The organism is Planococcus shenhongbingii, from assembly GCF_030413635.1.
GTDB classification, from domain to species: Bacteria; Bacillota; Bacilli; order Bacillales_A; family Planococcaceae; genus Planococcus; species Planococcus shenhongbingii.
This window is the reverse complement of record NZ_CP129235.1, coordinates 3,420,046-3,435,441: the sequence shown is the minus strand read 5'-3', so window position 1 is coordinate 3,435,441 and position 15,396 is coordinate 3,420,046. Positions and strand designations below refer to the sequence as shown.

General features: G+C 43.9%; 16 protein-coding genes. 10 read left to right on the top strand and 6 right to left on the bottom strand.

Annotated elements, in window-relative coordinates:
* Positions 1-99 precede the first annotated feature (99 nt).
* The 4 genes from QWY16_RS16630 to QWY16_RS16615 all read left to right on the top strand — a co-directional run bounded on the left by QWY16_RS16630 (position 100) and on the right by QWY16_RS16615 (position 2,583).
* Positions 100-516, top strand: coding sequence for an organic hydroperoxide resistance protein (locus QWY16_RS16630; RefSeq protein WP_300990345.1), 417 nt, complete (start codon positions 100-102; stop codon positions 514-516).
* Positions 517-685: 169 nt separating this feature from the next.
* On the top strand, positions 686-916 hold the full coding sequence (locus tag QWY16_RS16625; RefSeq protein WP_300990344.1) for a hypothetical protein: 231 nt from the start codon (positions 686-688) through the stop codon (positions 914-916).
* Between the two features lie 85 nt (positions 917-1,001).
* Positions 1,002-1,826 (top strand): manganese catalase, encoded by an 825-nt coding sequence (locus QWY16_RS16620; protein ID WP_300990343.1) that lies wholly within the window; start codon positions 1,002-1,004, stop codon positions 1,824-1,826.
* Positions 1,827-1,887: 61 nt separating this feature from the next.
* Positions 1,888-2,583 (top strand): YqjF family protein, encoded by a 696-nt coding sequence (locus tag QWY16_RS16615; protein WP_300990342.1) that lies wholly within the window; start codon positions 1,888-1,890, stop codon positions 2,581-2,583.
* Between the two features lie 308 nt (positions 2,584-2,891).
* Here the strand turns inward: QWY16_RS16615 and QWY16_RS16610 are convergent, their stop codons facing one another.
* The 6 genes from QWY16_RS16610 to QWY16_RS16585 all read right to left on the bottom strand — a co-directional run bounded on the left by QWY16_RS16610 (position 2,892) and on the right by QWY16_RS16585 (position 9,356).
* Positions 2,892-3,284: a DUF2512 family protein gene (locus QWY16_RS16610; RefSeq protein ID WP_300990341.1), complete on the bottom strand. Its 393-nt coding sequence runs from the start codon at positions 3,282-3,284 to the stop codon at positions 2,892-2,894.
* Between the two features lie 137 nt (positions 3,285-3,421).
* The gene (locus QWY16_RS16605; RefSeq protein ID WP_300990340.1) at positions 3,422-4,300 is read right to left on the bottom strand and encodes an SDR family oxidoreductase; all 879 of its coding nucleotides are present in this window, start codon (positions 4,298-4,300) and stop codon (positions 3,422-3,424) included.
* Positions 4,301-4,733: 433 nt separating this feature from the next.
* Positions 4,734-5,309 carry a superoxide dismutase family protein gene (locus tag QWY16_RS16600; protein ID WP_300990339.1) on the bottom strand — a complete coding sequence of 192 codons (576 nt, stop codon included), beginning with the start codon at positions 5,307-5,309 and terminating at the stop codon, positions 4,734-4,736.
* Positions 5,310-5,436: 127 nt separating this feature from the next.
* Positions 5,437-8,013 (bottom strand): YfhO family protein, encoded by a 2,577-nt coding sequence (locus QWY16_RS16595; protein WP_300990338.1) that lies wholly within the window; start codon positions 8,011-8,013, stop codon positions 5,437-5,439.
* 4 nt (positions 8,014-8,017) lie between these two features.
* The gene (locus tag QWY16_RS16590) at positions 8,018-8,428 is read right to left on the bottom strand and encodes a GtrA family protein (protein WP_300993492.1); all 411 of its coding nucleotides are present in this window, start codon (positions 8,426-8,428) and stop codon (positions 8,018-8,020) included.
* Entirely contained in the window at positions 8,418-9,356 is a 939-nt protein-coding gene (locus tag QWY16_RS16585) for a glycosyltransferase family 2 protein (protein WP_300990337.1), read from the bottom strand. Before QWY16_RS16585 ends, QWY16_RS16590 begins: the two co-directional genes overlap by 11 nt.
* A 343-nt stretch (positions 9,357-9,699) precedes the next feature.
* Between QWY16_RS16585 and QWY16_RS16580 the strand changes: the two genes are divergently transcribed.
* The 6 genes from QWY16_RS16580 to QWY16_RS16555 all read left to right on the top strand — a co-directional run bounded on the left by QWY16_RS16580 (position 9,700) and on the right by QWY16_RS16555 (position 15,393).
* Positions 9,700-10,314 (top strand): TerD family protein, encoded by a 615-nt coding sequence (locus QWY16_RS16580; protein ID WP_300990336.1) that lies wholly within the window; start codon positions 9,700-9,702, stop codon positions 10,312-10,314.
* A gap of 14 nt (positions 10,315-10,328) precedes the next feature.
* The gene (locus tag QWY16_RS16575) at positions 10,329-10,907 is read left to right on the top strand and encodes a TerD family protein (RefSeq protein ID WP_300990335.1); all 579 of its coding nucleotides are present in this window, start codon (positions 10,329-10,331) and stop codon (positions 10,905-10,907) included.
* 110 nt (positions 10,908-11,017) lie between these two features.
* Positions 11,018-12,163, top strand: coding sequence for an HpcH/HpaI aldolase/citrate lyase family protein (locus tag QWY16_RS16570; protein WP_300990334.1), 1,146 nt, complete (start codon positions 11,018-11,020; stop codon positions 12,161-12,163).
* Entirely contained in the window at positions 12,096-13,466 is a 1,371-nt protein-coding gene (locus tag QWY16_RS16565) for a phosphoribosyltransferase domain-containing protein (RefSeq protein ID WP_300990333.1), read from the top strand. The genes QWY16_RS16570 and QWY16_RS16565 overlap by 68 nt, the downstream gene beginning before the upstream one ends.
* Before the next feature lie 5 nt (positions 13,467-13,471).
* Positions 13,472-14,581 carry a cysteine protease StiP family protein gene (locus QWY16_RS16560; RefSeq protein WP_436837149.1) on the top strand — a complete coding sequence of 370 codons (1,110 nt, stop codon included), beginning with the start codon at positions 13,472-13,474 and terminating at the stop codon, positions 14,579-14,581.
* Entirely contained in the window at positions 14,578-15,393 is an 816-nt protein-coding gene (locus QWY16_RS16555; RefSeq protein WP_300990331.1) for an HAD family hydrolase, read from the top strand. The genes QWY16_RS16560 and QWY16_RS16555 overlap by 4 nt, the downstream gene beginning before the upstream one ends.
* The last annotated feature ends 3 nt before the right edge of the window (positions 15,394-15,396 follow it).

Genomic DNA, 15,396 nt, shown 5'->3' with positions numbered 1-15,396 from the left:
GACAGCAGACAGCCAAAACTATTGACTAGCGGGCGCAAAACTAGTACCTTTGAATTGTTCGTCTAATTATTTGAAAATTAAAAATAAGGAGATGGTAAAATGAGAGAATTATTCAAGACATCAGTAATAGCTACCGGAGGACGAGAAGGAAGAGTGGTTTCGGAAGATAATATGATCGATATTAAACTTGAAACACCGAAAGAAATGGGAGGTCCTGGAGGGGGAACAAATCCTGAACAGCTTTTTGCAGCTGGATACGCCGCTTGTTTCGATGGCATGTTAAACGCTATCGCCAAAAAGGAAAAAACAGAACTGACTAGCACTTCAGTCAAAGCAGACGTTAGTTTTCTAAAGGATGAAGCCGATAACGGCTTTAAACTTGCCGCTATTCTAAATGTTTCAGTAAAGGGAGTGGACGAAGAGAAGGCCAGAGAGCTGGTAGAGAAAGCTCATGAAGCATGCCCTTACTCGAAAGCGACAAGAGGAAACATCGAGGTAGAATTGAAAGTGGATTAACTCAATAACAAACAAGAAGGTTGTAAATTTACCTTCTTGTTTTTTTATGGAAATAAAATTACAAGACTTTTGTACGATTCAACTAAGGGTATACAGAAAATGGTTTTAAGTGAAAATGGAGGGGTATTCAGATAATATGCATTCATTTGACAGAAAGGAGGAAAATAAGATGGATAAGGAACAAAGAGAACACGAAGCGAAAATGAAGAAGATGGAAGACGACAGAAGAGAGTCGGGAGAGAACAGATATAGTTCTGAGGCTGACAAAACAAATTCCGGAAAAAATGGAGAACAACCAATAAATACTTCCTCTAAAGAAACCGTGAACGAGAAAACAGGCAATAAAAAATTCAATGCCGGTGGCAATGATTCTGACTACGACGGCGGTCATCCAGGATAAAAGTAATCTGATCGCGCGAGGCCGCATCGACTCCCGTTCAAAGAACTCCAGTAAAAACTAAAAAATTATCCAGGAGGTTATGTCTATGTTTTTCCACAGAAGCGAACTTCAATACCATGCTAAACCGGAGTCTCCGGATCCGGTATTCGCCAAGCAAGTACAGGAATTGATCGGCGGACAATTTGGTGAAATGACAGTAGCGATGCAATACTTATTCCAAGGGTGGAGCACAAGAGGAAACGAGAAATACAGAGATTTGCTGATGGATACCGGCACGCAGGAGCTCGGCCATATTGAGCTATTGGCGACTTTAGTTGCACGTCTGCTTGAAGGAGCGCCAGTCTACGAGCAGGAAAAAGCAGCAGCGGATCCGATTGTCGGCGCCATCATGGGCGGCATGAACCCGCAGCATGCGATTGTGCATGGACTCGGGGCTTCACCGAAAGACAGCAATGGAGTTCCGTGGAACGCTGGATATATTGTAGCAAGCGGAAACTTATTGGCTGACTTCCGGGCTAACGTCAACGCTGAATCACAGGGGCGCCTGCAAGTAGCGCGTTTGTACAGCATGACGGATGACCGCGGCGTAAAAGATCTATTCTCTTTCCTATTAGCGCGAGATACAATGCACCAGAACCAGTGGCTTGCGGCCATCAAGGACATGGAAGCCAAAGAAGGCCCAATTGTACCGGCAACGCTGCCGCCTGAATGGGAAGCAACGGAATTCTCACATATTCTTTACACAAATACTGAAACCAGCACCGCTTCACAATTGCCATGGGTAAGCCAGCCGGCTCCGGATGGCCACCCGATTACAGTTCAAAAGCCTGAACCATTAAGTGAAAGACCTATCTTAAAACCAGCTCCACCGGAAGCGCATAACACGCTACCGGAAGAAGAGTTAAAATAAAAGAACAAAAATAAGCCTCTTCCAATAAGAGGCTTATTTCTTTTGCGGATGAGGTGATGTGATGGAAAAAAAGCCTTGGGCAATGACACAAGAATGGCATGATGTGGTTTTTTTACACTGGCCGGTAAAAGAAGTGTGGGTGCGAGCGCACCTTCCTGCTGACCTAAAACTTGATTTGTATGACGGTTTTGCCTGGATTGGCGTCGTTTTATTTGAAGCAAAAGGAACTCGCCTGCGATTTACTCCGCCTACTCCAGGAGTCCAATCTTATCTGGAGCTGAATGTAAGGACGTATGTAAATTATAAGGGGCGTCCAGGAGTTTACTTTTTTTCATTGGATGCAGACAGCATACTAGCTGTGAAAACAGCGAATACAGGAGGATTTCTGCCTTACCGCCATGCTCGGATGGAAATGGACAAGCAAAACGGAAAATATGCTTTCACGAGCAGAAGAACCCATAAAAATTCATTTCCCGAATCATTAAGGTTAACTTATGAAATAACATCCGGTCCCATTCAGCGGACTTACCTGGAGCATTGGCTGACGGAACGTTATTGTTTATGGACAAGACCGGCGAATCGCTTAATTCGAGTGGATATTGAACATTCGCCTTGGAAGCTTCAGTACATCAAAGGGGAAATTTATAAAAACTCAATGGCCAGTTTCTTGCCGGAAAATTTGCATCTTAGTCGTCCTATCGCTCATTACGGAGGAAACCAGAGGGTACTTTTTTTCCCTCCGGTGCCTGAAGATTAAAAAGCAAAAAGAAGTGCGGAGGCTAAAGTCTCCGCATTTTCAGGCTGCCGAGAAACTCTCGATAGCCTTTTCTCATTTCGCTCCAGGTGGGACGCTTTCCGCGGACATGGCTTCAGTCGAAAACCTTGTGCTCCTGCATCGCTTCGCTAGCTTCGTCGCAAAGACTTGGCCTCACAGGTTTCGGCCAATGTCGCTTCGCTGCTCCTGCGAGGCCTTCAGCACATGTTATTTCCGCAGGAGTCGCCCACTTTCCGCTGCATTCTACGTCTCAACTTTACTAATCAAGTCTCCGCACTTCTTTTTTGGAACTATTTACGATTCGGTTCCTGTTTCAGTGTGTGGGATGTCTCTTTATGCTCCCATAAGCGTTTAGTCAGATAAATATGGTAAAACCATTCTCCGGCAGCTAGAAGCACGGCAGAGTAAATAGAGGCCATCACAATTGAAAAATCAGGATTCTCGATCCACAGCGCCGCCAAAAGCCATATGAGGATAAAGTCGAGAACAAGGTCACCGGCAGTCGCGACTTTGTTAGAAGTACGAGGATAGACGATTAAATCACCAATAAATCCAACGGCTGTAACAACCAGGCTGATCAGGAAAATATCAAAAACTCCTGTGCCATAGGTAAGTCCGAAAATCATAAATAATACAGCGAACACCATCGCGAATTTCATGAGTAATACTTCAATAAACTTCATATTGCCCACCTCCTTGTGTATAGATTTATATCTAATCTATACCCGAATTCAAACGGCAAAACCGCAAAAAAAGGAAGAAAACATGGGAGTTATCAAAAAAACCAGAACCTGAAAAACGGTTCTGGTTTTTTTGCAGATTAAGATGTAATAAAATCCCCGCCATTGACATGAATCGCTTGTCCTGTGACGTAAGTAGAATCTTTTGAAGCAAAATAAACGTATGCAGGAGCTACTTCTGAAGGCTGTCCACGGCGTTCCATAGGAGTGTCGCCTCCATGTTTTCCGACTTTTTCAGCGTCGAATGTAGAAGGGATCAATGGCGTCCAAATTGGCCCTGGAGCAACTGAATTGACCCGGATGCCTTTCTCGATCAAACTCTGTGAAAGCGAACGGGTGAATGACGTAATGGCACCTTTAGTCGACGAATAATCAATAAGGGATGAAGAACCTCTATACGCTGTCACAGAAGAAGTATTGATGATGGAATCACCTTTTTGCATATGAGGGACAGCTGCTTGAGATAAATAGAACATGCTAAAAATATTCGTTGTGAATGTCTCCATCAATTGGTCGGGAGTAATATCCAGAAAGTTATCTTGCGGGAATTGCTTTCCTGCATTGTTTACCAGTATATTCAGCTGGCCAAATTCTGAAATTACATCGACGACTAATTGATTGCACTTTTCTACATCGCTGATGTCAACAGCGGATTTAAAACCTTTCACTCCATAGGATTCCACTGCTTTGATTGTTTCCTCGGCGTCTTCGTGTTCATCAAGATAAGCAATTGCCACATTGGCACCTTCTTTAGCGTAGGCCACTGCCACTGCCCGTCCGATTCCACTGTCGCCGCCGGTAATCAATGCCACTTTTCCTTCCAGCTTGCCGGAACCTTTATAGTCCTTATCGTCATAAATCGGTTCAGGAGCCATTTCAGACTCGTGGCCCGGCTGTTCCGGCTGCTCCTGGGGTTCTACTTGCTCATCAATCTTTTCAAATTTGTCTTCATTTGACATTATATCGTCCTCCTTGTAAATAAGCGTCTAAAGGTTTTATTCCCGGTAAAGCCGTGACTAAACTTGGAAAAAGGAAAGGAGAAGGTGGAAGCCAAAAATGAATAAAAAAAAGCGGGCATTTGCCCGCTTCAGACTATAGACAAAGTCTAATATAGATGAATAGGGAGGTATGGTCCCAACCGGTCCGGCCACTTCGCTTTCCGTGGGCTCGGCTTCAGTCTCCTCGTTCCTGAAAACCATGCACCTGCATTGCACCTGCATCGCTGCGCTAGCTTCGGTGCAGAAAAAACCGCCGCTGCGCTAGCTTCGTCGCAAAGACTTTGCCTCGCAGGCGTCGGCCAATGCCTTTGCTCCTGCATTGCACTTGCATCGCTGCGCTAGCTTTATCGCAAAGACTTGCCTTCACCGGCTTCGGCCAATGCTTTTGCAGCTGTTATTGCTGCGCGGTGATAACGCCGCACGCCACCGACTCACTATTGTCAGTTCCTTGGATAAAAAGGGAAGCCCCGCCTTCTTTCAGCAAAGAATTCTCTTCTCCTGTTTTCAGCGTAACGCCTTCCACTACAAATTCTTCGGCAACGGTACCGTCATCTCCGGCTTCAATATCTGGTATATCGCCGCCGAAAGGTTCTCCTGTAGTTTCAAAATCCGGAGCTTCACATTTGCCGGCATCCCGGAATTCCACAGAATGTGGACCGGTTTCAAGTCCTTCCAAGTTAAGGGTTACTCCAACGCCGCTGCTTTCTGTACTCAATTCTGCAGTTCCTGCAGCATTGCCATCGCTGTCCATCATTTCCACAGTGACGAACATAAGATCTTCGCTTGAGCCTTCATCCGAGTTGTCTTCCGCTTCTTCACCATTTGGGGGATCTTCTCCGCCTTCATTTACATTTTCATCTTCAACTTCCGTAGCACCGTCGGTTTCTGTAGGTGGATCTTCGGCATTGCCGCAAGCAGCAAGTAATAGAAGTAAAAAAATTGCCAATACAAGCACAAGCCATCGCTTCATCACTTTCATCTCCCCGTCTGAATTTAGTGTTATTCTCTCATTACACTTTTTAAACTGAAAATAAACGCAATTCAAACAAAGGAGAACTTTTGTAGGAGTCTTTTGGAGATGCCATCCAAATGTCTCTTTAATGCTTTTTACGGTAAACAAATAGGCAGCCTATAATCAGCGATAAAACACTCATAATCAGAGAAGTCTTAAAAAATGGGGGACGGTATGTAAACTTTATTTCATTGCTGCCTTCTGCCAGTGGAACAGCAGCAAAAGCATAATTGGCTTTCAGCACATCCACTTCTTCGCCATTCACAGAAGCTTCCCACCCGCGTTCAAATGGGATATTCACGGTCAAGTAATCGTCTTTTTCTGTGTTATTATATTCCAACTGTACTTGGCTTCCGTCGATATCCAACTTTTTCAATCCGGTATTTCCTCCGCTTTGTTCTTGGAGAACTTGATAAGGCTCCTCAAAGACTTGAAGTTCTGTAAGATGATATTTTCCTTTTGGCATGCGAATTTTCACTATGTCTTCTGCAGGAATCCGTATGGTAATATCGTCAACAAAAGTTCTATAAATTGAAGAGTTTGATTTTCGTGTCGTGTGATAATCATTAACAGCTAAAGGGAAGCCTTCATCCGGTTCAATATGCTTCAAATGGAACGATACGTATAAATCACCTTCAGTAAAAGAAGAATCTTGACGAACAAGGTCAATGCCGCCGCTTTCTCCGTATATTGTCAATAAACCATCCTCGTAGGTAGCATCTGCTTCTTGAACTTTGAAGGCACTGGTCTGTTCTTCAACAGAAGGAAGGGGATGGGCAGCCTCACTGCCATCAAGCACTATTCCGGTAAGCATAGCATGTTCCCGGACAATAGCGGGCTCATCGGACAATTGCTGTTCGTGGTATACAGTTGAAGCAGCACGTGCAAAAGGCAAAGTGTTTTGATTTTCATAAACAATGTAGTTTTCAGAAGACAAAATTTCTGTAAAACCAAACGGAACGTTCGAATCTCCTTTTTCTTTTATCGAGTATTTGCCTTGCAGCAACCCATGGAGATTGGTGCGGTTGCCAAGAGTCGCGTAACGGCTGACGCTCTCGCGTCCCATATCGATTTCCAAGTCGTATAAATAAAAATACAGCAGATTTTTATTCAAGATGCTGGAATATGCACTTAGACCGCGAAAGTCCTGTACAATCGGGGTGTTATTCCGGACGTCTTCCATCCAGTCGATGCGGTAGGTGACACCGTCTTCCAGTTTATGAATTTCCTCGATAAGACCCTGGACTTCAGGGTCATTATATCCAGCGCTAGTCAGCAATTCTTCGTTCACATGCTCAATCTGTCCAATTTTAAGGAGTTTTTCAACTTGATAAAAGTTTGCAAAAATAAGAAGTGAAAAGATTAAAAAACCGGTAAGCAGCAATTTAAGGTGGGGCTGCTTGAACTGCAGAACAGCCAGTACAAGCAACCAGGTAATCAGCAAACTGCTGATAATGAACAGAGTGGACAGCGACTTCAATTCGAAAGTCTTGTCCATCATTGCTGCAATCAGATAAATTGCAGCGGTCAAAGCTCCTGCAACTGCAAATTGGCGCCATGCCAGTTTTTGAAGATGGTCCATACCGACAGCCACTGCTCCCCCGGCAACCAATGACAAGAAGTATTCCCAGCGGTACTGGGGAGCTGAAAAGCCGTTAAAGATGCTGCCAGCTATGGGGCTGTAATGAAGCATGATTCCGATGATCCCCAATGCTGCAAACAGCTGGAAAGCTTTGTGGCGGTATAGGGGAACTGAAAAAAGAAATAACACAAAAATGGCTGGGAGCACAATGAACCGGCTTGTAAATAGGATATTATCGGATAAATCAATCCAAGGTATTTCCTGTTCAAAAGCAGGGCGATGATTATTTAAAAACGCATAAACCGCCGGAACAAATGACACGGCGCTAATGCCGAAACCGATAATTCCAGTAATCAAAAAAGTGGCAATGGCTTTTAACCAGCCGGTTTCCTGAGGGGACAACCGGATAACTAAACGAACTAGTATGTATATTCCTGCTAAAAGAAAATTGATATAAGAAAAATAGAAATTATCGATTAAAGAAATTGATACCGCAAAAAGAAACCAGCCGGGTTTTTGTTCCCGCATGATTTTCTCAATCCCGAAAATTAGGAGCGGCAGCCAAAGAAAAGCATCCGCAAAAAATTCCCAATAAACGGTATGGCGAAAATACATTCCGGATATCCCATAGATGCTGGCTCCGAGAAAAGCAGAAAGCCGGGAAATCTTCATGTACATAAACAAGTGGGAAGTAATGAATAAGACAAAGCTTAAACGGACTACACTGATGAAAACAGCAGCATTTGCCCAAAACAGCACATCAGTGGATGGGATGGCATTCAGTGATTCTAAAATAAAAACAATAATTACACTGATCAAAAACACAATTGAAGTGGAAAAATAATACGAAAGCTCACTGAAAGTCCCTGCCCCAAGCCCGAAATCGAACGAATAGAAAAATTCTCCGCTTGTGTACTGTTCGTAAAGCAAATGTTTAAACGGCAGCATCTGCGAGCTGCCGTCGTCGATTCCGACCATATAATGCCGGCGGGTCCACTGATAGAGAAAAACCAAATGGGCTGCAGCAGCTAGCATAAAACAAGAAAGAAACAATATGATATTAGAAGATTTCCTGCTCATAAATTCACCGTCTTTTAGCTTCAGCCGTTCTGACCGAGCCTTTTAAAATTTTGCTGGAGATAACAAAGGTAATTGGAATGGTAAACAAAACCGCCGCAAACGGAGCGATATTGCTGTTTAAATGCAAATATTCCACGAAAATAAAAATCAATGCAGTGGAAACAGACATATTGACCACTTGGGTCAAAGGGAAATACAAATACTTTTTCAGCGTTGGTTTAGTCCTGTACGTAACGTAACAGTTCAAGAAAAACGAGATATTCAAAGAAATGATAAAGCCGACAATATGTGCAAGCAAATAAGGCAGCGAGAAAATATTGTGTAAGACCAGGTAAATGGAATAGTAAGTGGCTGTGTTAATGACACCGACAAAGATAAAGCGGGTAAACTCTGTGTTTAAGGCGTTAAGACTCATCATAATCATCCGCATTGCTAATATCGATTAAAAAGTTAGGACGTCTTTTGGTTTCATTATAAATCCGCCCTATGTATTCTCCGATGACTCCCAAGCTGATCAATTGAATTCCTCCTAAAAATAAAATAGCGGTGATGGTGGTGAAATAACCCGGAGCACCTACACCTTCTTTTAGTATTTCATAAAAGGTCACACCGATGTAGATAAGTGAGAGGAGTAAGACGAGAAACCCCGTATAAAAACAAACTCGCAGCGGCTTTAAGTTAAAAGAAATAATGCCGTCAATCCCGTAATTGACGAGACTCCAGAAAGACCATTTGGATGTTCCGGCAACACGCTGAACGTTTTCATAGCTAATAATCTTTTTGCTTAAACCAATCCAGGAATACAGGCCTTTTGAAAAGCGGTTGCTTTCGCTTAGAAGCAAAATGGAATTGATGGCTTTTCGGCTGAGTAACCTGAAATCACCTTCACCATCTACAAAGTCTACATCCGTAACGGAATTCACAAACTTATAGTATAAGGAAGATAAAAAGCTTCGCAGCTTCGAATCCCCTGTCCGGGACCGTTTAGCCACCACTTGATGGAAGCCTTCTTCAAATCCGTCAATCAGCTGGCCGATCAATTCAGGAGGATGCTGCAAATCGCTGTCCATTAAAATAGCCGCATCTCCTTTGATGCGGTGGAGTCCTGCCAGGATAGCGGATTCTTTGCCGAAATTTCGGGTCAGGGAAATATATTTAACGTCGGCATGAGTTTTGGCGAGCTTCAGAATTTCCTGCAGGGTGCCGTCACTGCTGCCGTCATTGATAAACATGATTTCATACTCGTATGGAAGCGGGTGAAATTCCTGGACCAACTTTTCATACATAGATAAAATATTTGCTTCTTCGTTGTAAGCTGGTACAACAATTGAAATCAGCTTCATCTTTACTTCACCTCTTACTGTTTTTTGCCGCGCAGTTAAAAAAGGTCATTTGGTTTTGTTTACCCTGCTTCGCACTGAAATATGCTGGAACAGCGAGCTAATGAATAAAGAAGTGTAACTTCTGTGACAAACGAAACTTATTGAAATATTAATCGTATATATTTATATCAGGATTTTTTCAACATTTCCATGGTTAAACGTTTCCTTATCATGATGGGACGCTAGAAGAGGCAGCATGGTTTCATTTCAAGGCTGCTGGCTGTAACCCTTAATGATTGAAATTTTCCGGATTTACAAATACTATTAAAACTAAGTACATATCGATGAATGGAGAGTGCGAAGAATGGCTATCAATCTTGTAAAAGGTCAGAAAATCGATTTAACTAAAGGACGTTCATCGCTTTCAAGCTTAATGGTCGGCCTCGGCTGGGATCCGATTGCCCCTAAAAAAAGCGGCGGATTTTTAGGCGGCCTGCTTGGAGGCGGCGGCGGTGGAGCTGATGTTGACTGTGACGCATCGGTCATCCTGCTTGATGAAAACGGCAAGTTAAAAGGGAAAGAAAACCTAATTTACTTCGGCAACAAAAAAAGCAAAGATGGCAGTGTTGTCCACTCTGGAGATAACTTGACCGGTGCTGGAGAAGGAGACGATGAAACGATTCAAATCAATTTGAAGAGTATCTCTCCATCAGTTCACCGCCTGGTGTTTGTTGTGAATATTTATAATGCAAAACAAAAGAAGCAGGATTTCGGCATGATCCAAAATGCTTTCATCCGTTTGGTCGACAACCAATCCAAAGAAGAACTGATTCATTATAACCTAACTGACAACTATGCTGGCAAAATGTCGTTGATTCTTGGTGAACTTTACCGCCAAGGAACCGAATGGAAATTCTCAGCTGTCGGTGAAGGTACTATTGATCCTGATATTGGTTCAATTGCAAACAAATACGCATAAGGAGTGGTAGAAGAATGGCAATCAATTTATCTAAAGGACAAAAAGTAGACTTAACAAAATCAAACCCGGGATTAACCAATGTAATCGTAGGTCTTGGATGGGATACGAATAAGTACGATGGAGGGCAAGATTTTGACCTTGACTCATCCGTATTCTTATTAAATTCAAGCGGCAAAGCATCGTCTGAAGCTGACTTTGTCTTCTACAACAATACAGTAGGTGCTGCTGGTGCCGTTGAACATACAGGCGATAATAAAACCGGCGAAGGCGAAGGAGACGACGAGCAAGTAAAAGTGAACTTGTCATCAGTCCCTTCTTCAATCGAGCGCGTGACATTTGCCATTACGATCCATGACGCAGAAACACGCGGCCAAAACTTCGGCCAAGTAAGCAATTCTTATGTACGCATCGTAAATGGCGACAGCAATGAGGAATTGATCCGTTACGATTTAGGAGAAGACTTCTCAATTGAAACAGCGATTGTGGTAGGAGAGCTGTACCGCCACAACAATGAATGGAAATTTAATGCTATTGGCAGTGGTTATCAAGGTGGGCTAGGCGCACTTGTTCGTGACTTTGGATTAGAAGGCTAATTGTAAGAGAAAAAGCAAGGAGCACACCTCCTTGCTTTTTTAGCCTTTATTTACTTAAGTAAATATTAATTTTTTGGGACTTGCTTTTAGCGGTGCCGGGAGGAACAATAATGAGACATTTTGACGTATTAACTGATTCTGAGCTAAATACTTTTTTTAAATATTCCCCGGCAGAATTCAATCGTGATACGGAACGGGAAACTTTAGGGTTGGCACTGGGTGCTGCCCTTTACACCCCGGGTTCCAGACCTGATTTTGGAAACAAGATTCTATCTGGGCAATACAGACGCGGCGCTTTTTCGGGATTGGCCACACTGATCATCTGTCTGGAAGATGCAGTGGCCGATTCGGAACTGCCACAGGCGGAAGCTAATGTTATAAAAGAGCTAAAATTGTTGGAAAGGGCAAGGACCTTTCAGCCGGAAGCCGGACCGGCGCTTTTTTTGCGTATCCGAAATGCTGCCCAGCTTGATAAACTGATTGCAGCTGCCGGTGCCGCTTTAGGTGTCTTAACTGGAATTGTCTTTCCGAAAAGCAGACCTGAAAATCTTCCTTCTTTTTTTGCAGCATTGGACCGCGCAAGCGAAGCCGCAGGCCGAAAGCTTTTTGCCTTGCCTTTGCTTGAAACCAGAGAAGTGTTGTATTCAGAACTGCGTGATCAGACACTTCAGGAAATTCATCAGATTCTGCTGGCCGAAGTGGATCGGGTGTTGACTGTCCGGGTTGGAGCTACTGATTTTTCTAGTCTTTACGGATTGCGCCGTCCTGCGGAGCGGACTATCTACGATGTCCACGTCATCCGGGATGGATTAACTGCCATTCTGAATCGATTTGGCAGAGCAGAAGACGGCTTTATCGTCTCAGGACCGGTATATGAACATTTTACTTCGGGGCAAGGAAACTTGCTTCCGTCGAAACCGGAACAAGTATTATGGCAGGAAGTGCAGTTGGATGCCTTAAACGGCTTTAAAGGGAAAACATGCATCCATCCTTCCCAAATCCAGATCGTCAATGCAGGTTACATCGTTTCCCATGAGTCTTTTGAGGATGCATCGCTGATCGTGTCGGAAAGCTTTAAGCGCAATGGCGTTCTGCAAAGTCCGAAGCGCAACAAAATGAATGAAGTAAAACCGCATTTAAGCTGGGCAAAGAAAGTACTAGCCCAGGCGGAAGTATACGGGGTGCTAAATGAAAACTACAAACCGATCGATGTCCTCAACTATATTGGATCAACCCAATTATCAAATCAACTATAAACTTTGGCAGCAGCTGGATCTCTCGATTGCTGTTGATTACACATATAAAGGGCTTCCAGTGGAATCCCTTTTCTCTATGGCCCTCCGCGTGAACAAAAAGCGCCAGTTTTTATTTGTCAGCCCCTTGATTGCTAAACATTTAGCCGTCAGTCCAGCCATTGCGCTTGGTACAGGTACTTTACTGGCTTATTTATTGATGGAAGATGCCGAAATCGACTTTCTTTCTCATGCGGAAGAATTGGTTCAACTTATAAAAACTGGAGAAGCAGATCCGGAAAACATCAAGGAAGCTTTTGCTTATAAAACAGCATTGCCTAAAAAAACAATTTTTATTGGAATGGCGGAAACAGCTACAGGACTCGGCCATGCAGTATTCCAGCATTTTGAAGATGCGGCATATATTCATACAACCCGTGAAAACATCAGTGGGTTGACCCCTTCTTTTGTCTTCGAAGAAGAACATTCCCACGCGACTTCCCATATCGTATATGCTCCGAAAGGAATGTTTGAAGAAGCGGAAACCATTGTGCTGATTGACGACGAAATTTCGACCGGCAATACTTTTGTGAATTTGATCAAGGCACTGGATGACCAGTTTCCTGGCAAGAAATATAAAGCATTATCGATTTTGGACTGGCGAAGCGAAGAGCAGCAGGAAAAGTTCAGAGAACTGGCAGAAAGCCGAAAAATTCAAGTGGATGTTCTGGCTTTGGTGAAAGGGCAGTTTAACCTGCATCATAGCGAGTCGCCGAATGAAGCCGCAATAGAGCATTTAACAGGCAGCCATGGGGTTTCATCACTGCAGGAACTAGCAAAAGCGCAGCAGCTTTCGCATAAATCAGCAACCGGTCAAGATTATCTTTCTTTGACAGGGAGATTTGGTCTGACAAGCAGTGAACATGCGGAAGTCAGCCGATGGGCCGAGCAGATGGTTCAAGCAGTCGGAGGAGCCAAGGATGGTGAAAAGCCGCTGATCATCGGCATTGGGGAAAATATGTATCTGCCGATTCGCTTTGCCTATGCTTTGAGCAGCAATGCGCTGGTGCAAACCACTACAAGAAGCCCGATTTTTGCCTCGACTAACGAAGATTACCCCATAAAAGAAAAAGTGAAATTCCTCTTGCCTGATTCAGAAGGAGTCGACCAATTCCTGTACAATTTGAAGGAACTGGATATAAACAAAATCTACCTGATTGCTGAATCTGTAGTGGATGAATCTGCCTGGCAGCCGCTGCTTGCTTATCTTGAGGAAAAGGCATCTGTTGAATGGATATCATTAACGACAGCAAAAAGGAGAGATTGAGCCTAATGATTGCAACCGGATTGGTGAAAACAAGCTATCCAGAAGAAGACATCATATTTTTGTTGAAAGATGTGACAGAAGAATTTGCGGAAAGTACATTGGAAGAACGTGAAAAAGCGGTACGGACAGGCGCTCATTATTCAGAACGACTGCCAATGGAGTATCGTCCATCTGTGGAATATACAGCTCTGTATCACAAAACGGTCGCAAAAACGAAACAGCGTCTGGGTTTTTTAATCGGACTTTTAACGCGCCGAATCGCATTGAATGCCGAAACTGAAGATATTGTGCTTGTTTCTTTGGCTCGTGCCGGAAGCCCGATCGGCATTTTAATCCGCCGGTACGCAGCCCAAGTGCTTGGTTTTGACTGGCCTCATTATAGTGTATCGATTCTGCGGGGAAAGGGAATCGATGAGAATGCCATTGAAGCCATTCGTGAATTGCATCCTGCAAGCCGGATCCAATTCGTCGACGGCTGGACTGGAAAAGGTGCCATTCAAAAAGAGCTGACTCAATCAGTCGGCAGATTGAATGCCCGCAGCGGGCTGGACTTGCATGATGATATGGCGGTGCTTGCAGATCCGGGAGCGTGTGCGGTTTTATTCGGGACGCGTGAAGATTTTCTGATTCCAAGCGCCTGCTTAAATGCCACAGTATCCGGACTTATAAGCAGAACCATTTTAAACGGGCAATTTATCGGCAAAGATGATTTCCACGGGGCAAAGTTCTATGGCGATTTGCTTAAAGAAGATTTATCCAATGATTTTGTCGACCAAGTCACGGCCTGCTTTATGGGTACCGTAAAAGACGTAGAAAACGCAGCCTTGGCAACTCCTGTATCAGTTGAACGCACGTGGCAAGGCATGAAAGAAGTGGAAGAAATAGGTCGAAAGATGTATAATGAAAGCGACTATACATTGATCAAACCGGGGGTTGGGGAAACTACCCGCGTATTGCTTCGGCGCAGCCCATGGAAAGTGCTTGTAAATGACTTGGAACATCCGGACGTGCAGCATTTACTTGTTTTAGCGAAGGAAAAAAACGTGCCTGTAGAACTTGTGCCGGAATTATTTTACCGCGCAATCGGGCTGATCAGATCGGGGAAAGAAATATGACGATTTTATTTGCCAGTGACTTGGATCAGACATTAATTTATTCGCGTAGAACGATGGGCACTGGAGTTTCAGAAGAGGAATTGGTGGAAGTAGAGCGCATTGAAGGCAAACCGCAGTCTTATATGACAGAAAAAAGCCAATCCGCATTATGGAATCTGGATTCTTCTATTTGTTTTTTGCCAGTGACAACACGAACTCAAGCACAGTACGAGCGTGTAACAGGTATTTTTGAAAGGGATGGACGCCCTCGTTTTGCAATTGTCTCGAACGGCGCAGTCATCCTTGAAAATGGCTTGCCAATTCGGGAATGGTCGGATAATATCCGCCAGCAATGTGTCAGCCGGAATACAATCATCCATGAATTGCTGCCTGAAATCGAGCGCCATTTCACAGAGGAATGGGTACTTGATGTACGGGAAGCGGATGATTGGTTTGTCTATATGATTGTGGACCGTGAACGTTTTCCGGAAGAAAAACTCGAGTTTTATACTCAGACGTTCGGGGAAATCGGCTGGTCGCTGTCGCTTCAGGGAAGAAAGCTTTATTTCATGCCTGAAAGCATCACTAAAGCCGGCGCCATGGAATATGTAAAAAATCGCATCAACGCGGAATACGTAATAGCAGCAGGAGATTCACTTCTGGATCTTGGGCTGCTTGAAAAGGCGGATCTTGGTTTATTGGCTGCCCACGGAGAAGCTGTAAAAAGCAAAGTTCCGTTATCCGGGCATATCCGAATAACAGATAAAAAAGGAATTAAAGCCGGAGAAGAAATACTGGAAAAAGTTTCTAGTGTTTTCCTTCAGCATCGATGAGGA

Coding starts and splice junctions, on each gene's coding strand:
- QWY16_RS16555 (WP_300990331.1), top strand. CDS start 14,578: ATGACGATTTTATTTGCCAGTGACTTGGATCAGACATTAATTTATTCG.
- QWY16_RS16590 (WP_300993492.1), bottom strand. CDS start 8,428: ATGAGTCTTAACGCCTTAAACACAGAGTTTACCCGCTTTATCTTTGTC.
- QWY16_RS16620 (WP_300990343.1), top strand. CDS start 1,002: ATGTTTTTCCACAGAAGCGAACTTCAATACCATGCTAAACCGGAGTCT.
- QWY16_RS16585 (WP_300990337.1), bottom strand. CDS start 9,356: ATGAAGCTGATTTCAATTGTTGTACCAGCTTACAACGAAGAAGCAAAT.
- QWY16_RS16595 (WP_300990338.1), bottom strand. CDS start 8,013: ATGAGCAGGAAATCTTCTAATATCATATTGTTTCTTTCTTGTTTTATG.
- QWY16_RS16605 (WP_300990340.1), bottom strand. CDS start 4,300: ATGTCAAATGAAGACAAATTTGAAAAGATTGATGAGCAAGTAGAACCC.
- QWY16_RS16630 (WP_300990345.1), top strand. CDS start 100: ATGAGAGAATTATTCAAGACATCAGTAATAGCTACCGGAGGACGAGAA.
- QWY16_RS16570 (WP_300990334.1), top strand. CDS start 11,018: ATGAGACATTTTGACGTATTAACTGATTCTGAGCTAAATACTTTTTTT.
- QWY16_RS16580 (WP_300990336.1), top strand. CDS start 9,700: ATGGCTATCAATCTTGTAAAAGGTCAGAAAATCGATTTAACTAAAGGA.
- QWY16_RS16575 (WP_300990335.1), top strand. CDS start 10,329: ATGGCAATCAATTTATCTAAAGGACAAAAAGTAGACTTAACAAAATCA.
- QWY16_RS16625 (WP_300990344.1), top strand. CDS start 686: ATGGATAAGGAACAAAGAGAACACGAAGCGAAAATGAAGAAGATGGAA.
- QWY16_RS16615 (WP_300990342.1), top strand. CDS start 1,888: ATGGAAAAAAAGCCTTGGGCAATGACACAAGAATGGCATGATGTGGTT.
- QWY16_RS16600 (WP_300990339.1), bottom strand. CDS start 5,309: ATGAAGCGATGGCTTGTGCTTGTATTGGCAATTTTTTTACTTCTATTA.
- QWY16_RS16610 (WP_300990341.1), bottom strand. CDS start 3,284: ATGAAGTTTATTGAAGTATTACTCATGAAATTCGCGATGGTGTTCGCT.
- QWY16_RS16560 (WP_436837149.1), top strand. CDS start 13,472: ATGATTGCAACCGGATTGGTGAAAACAAGCTATCCAGAAGAAGACATC.
- QWY16_RS16565 (WP_300990333.1), top strand. CDS start 12,096: ATGAAAACTACAAACCGATCGATGTCCTCAACTATATTGGATCAACCC.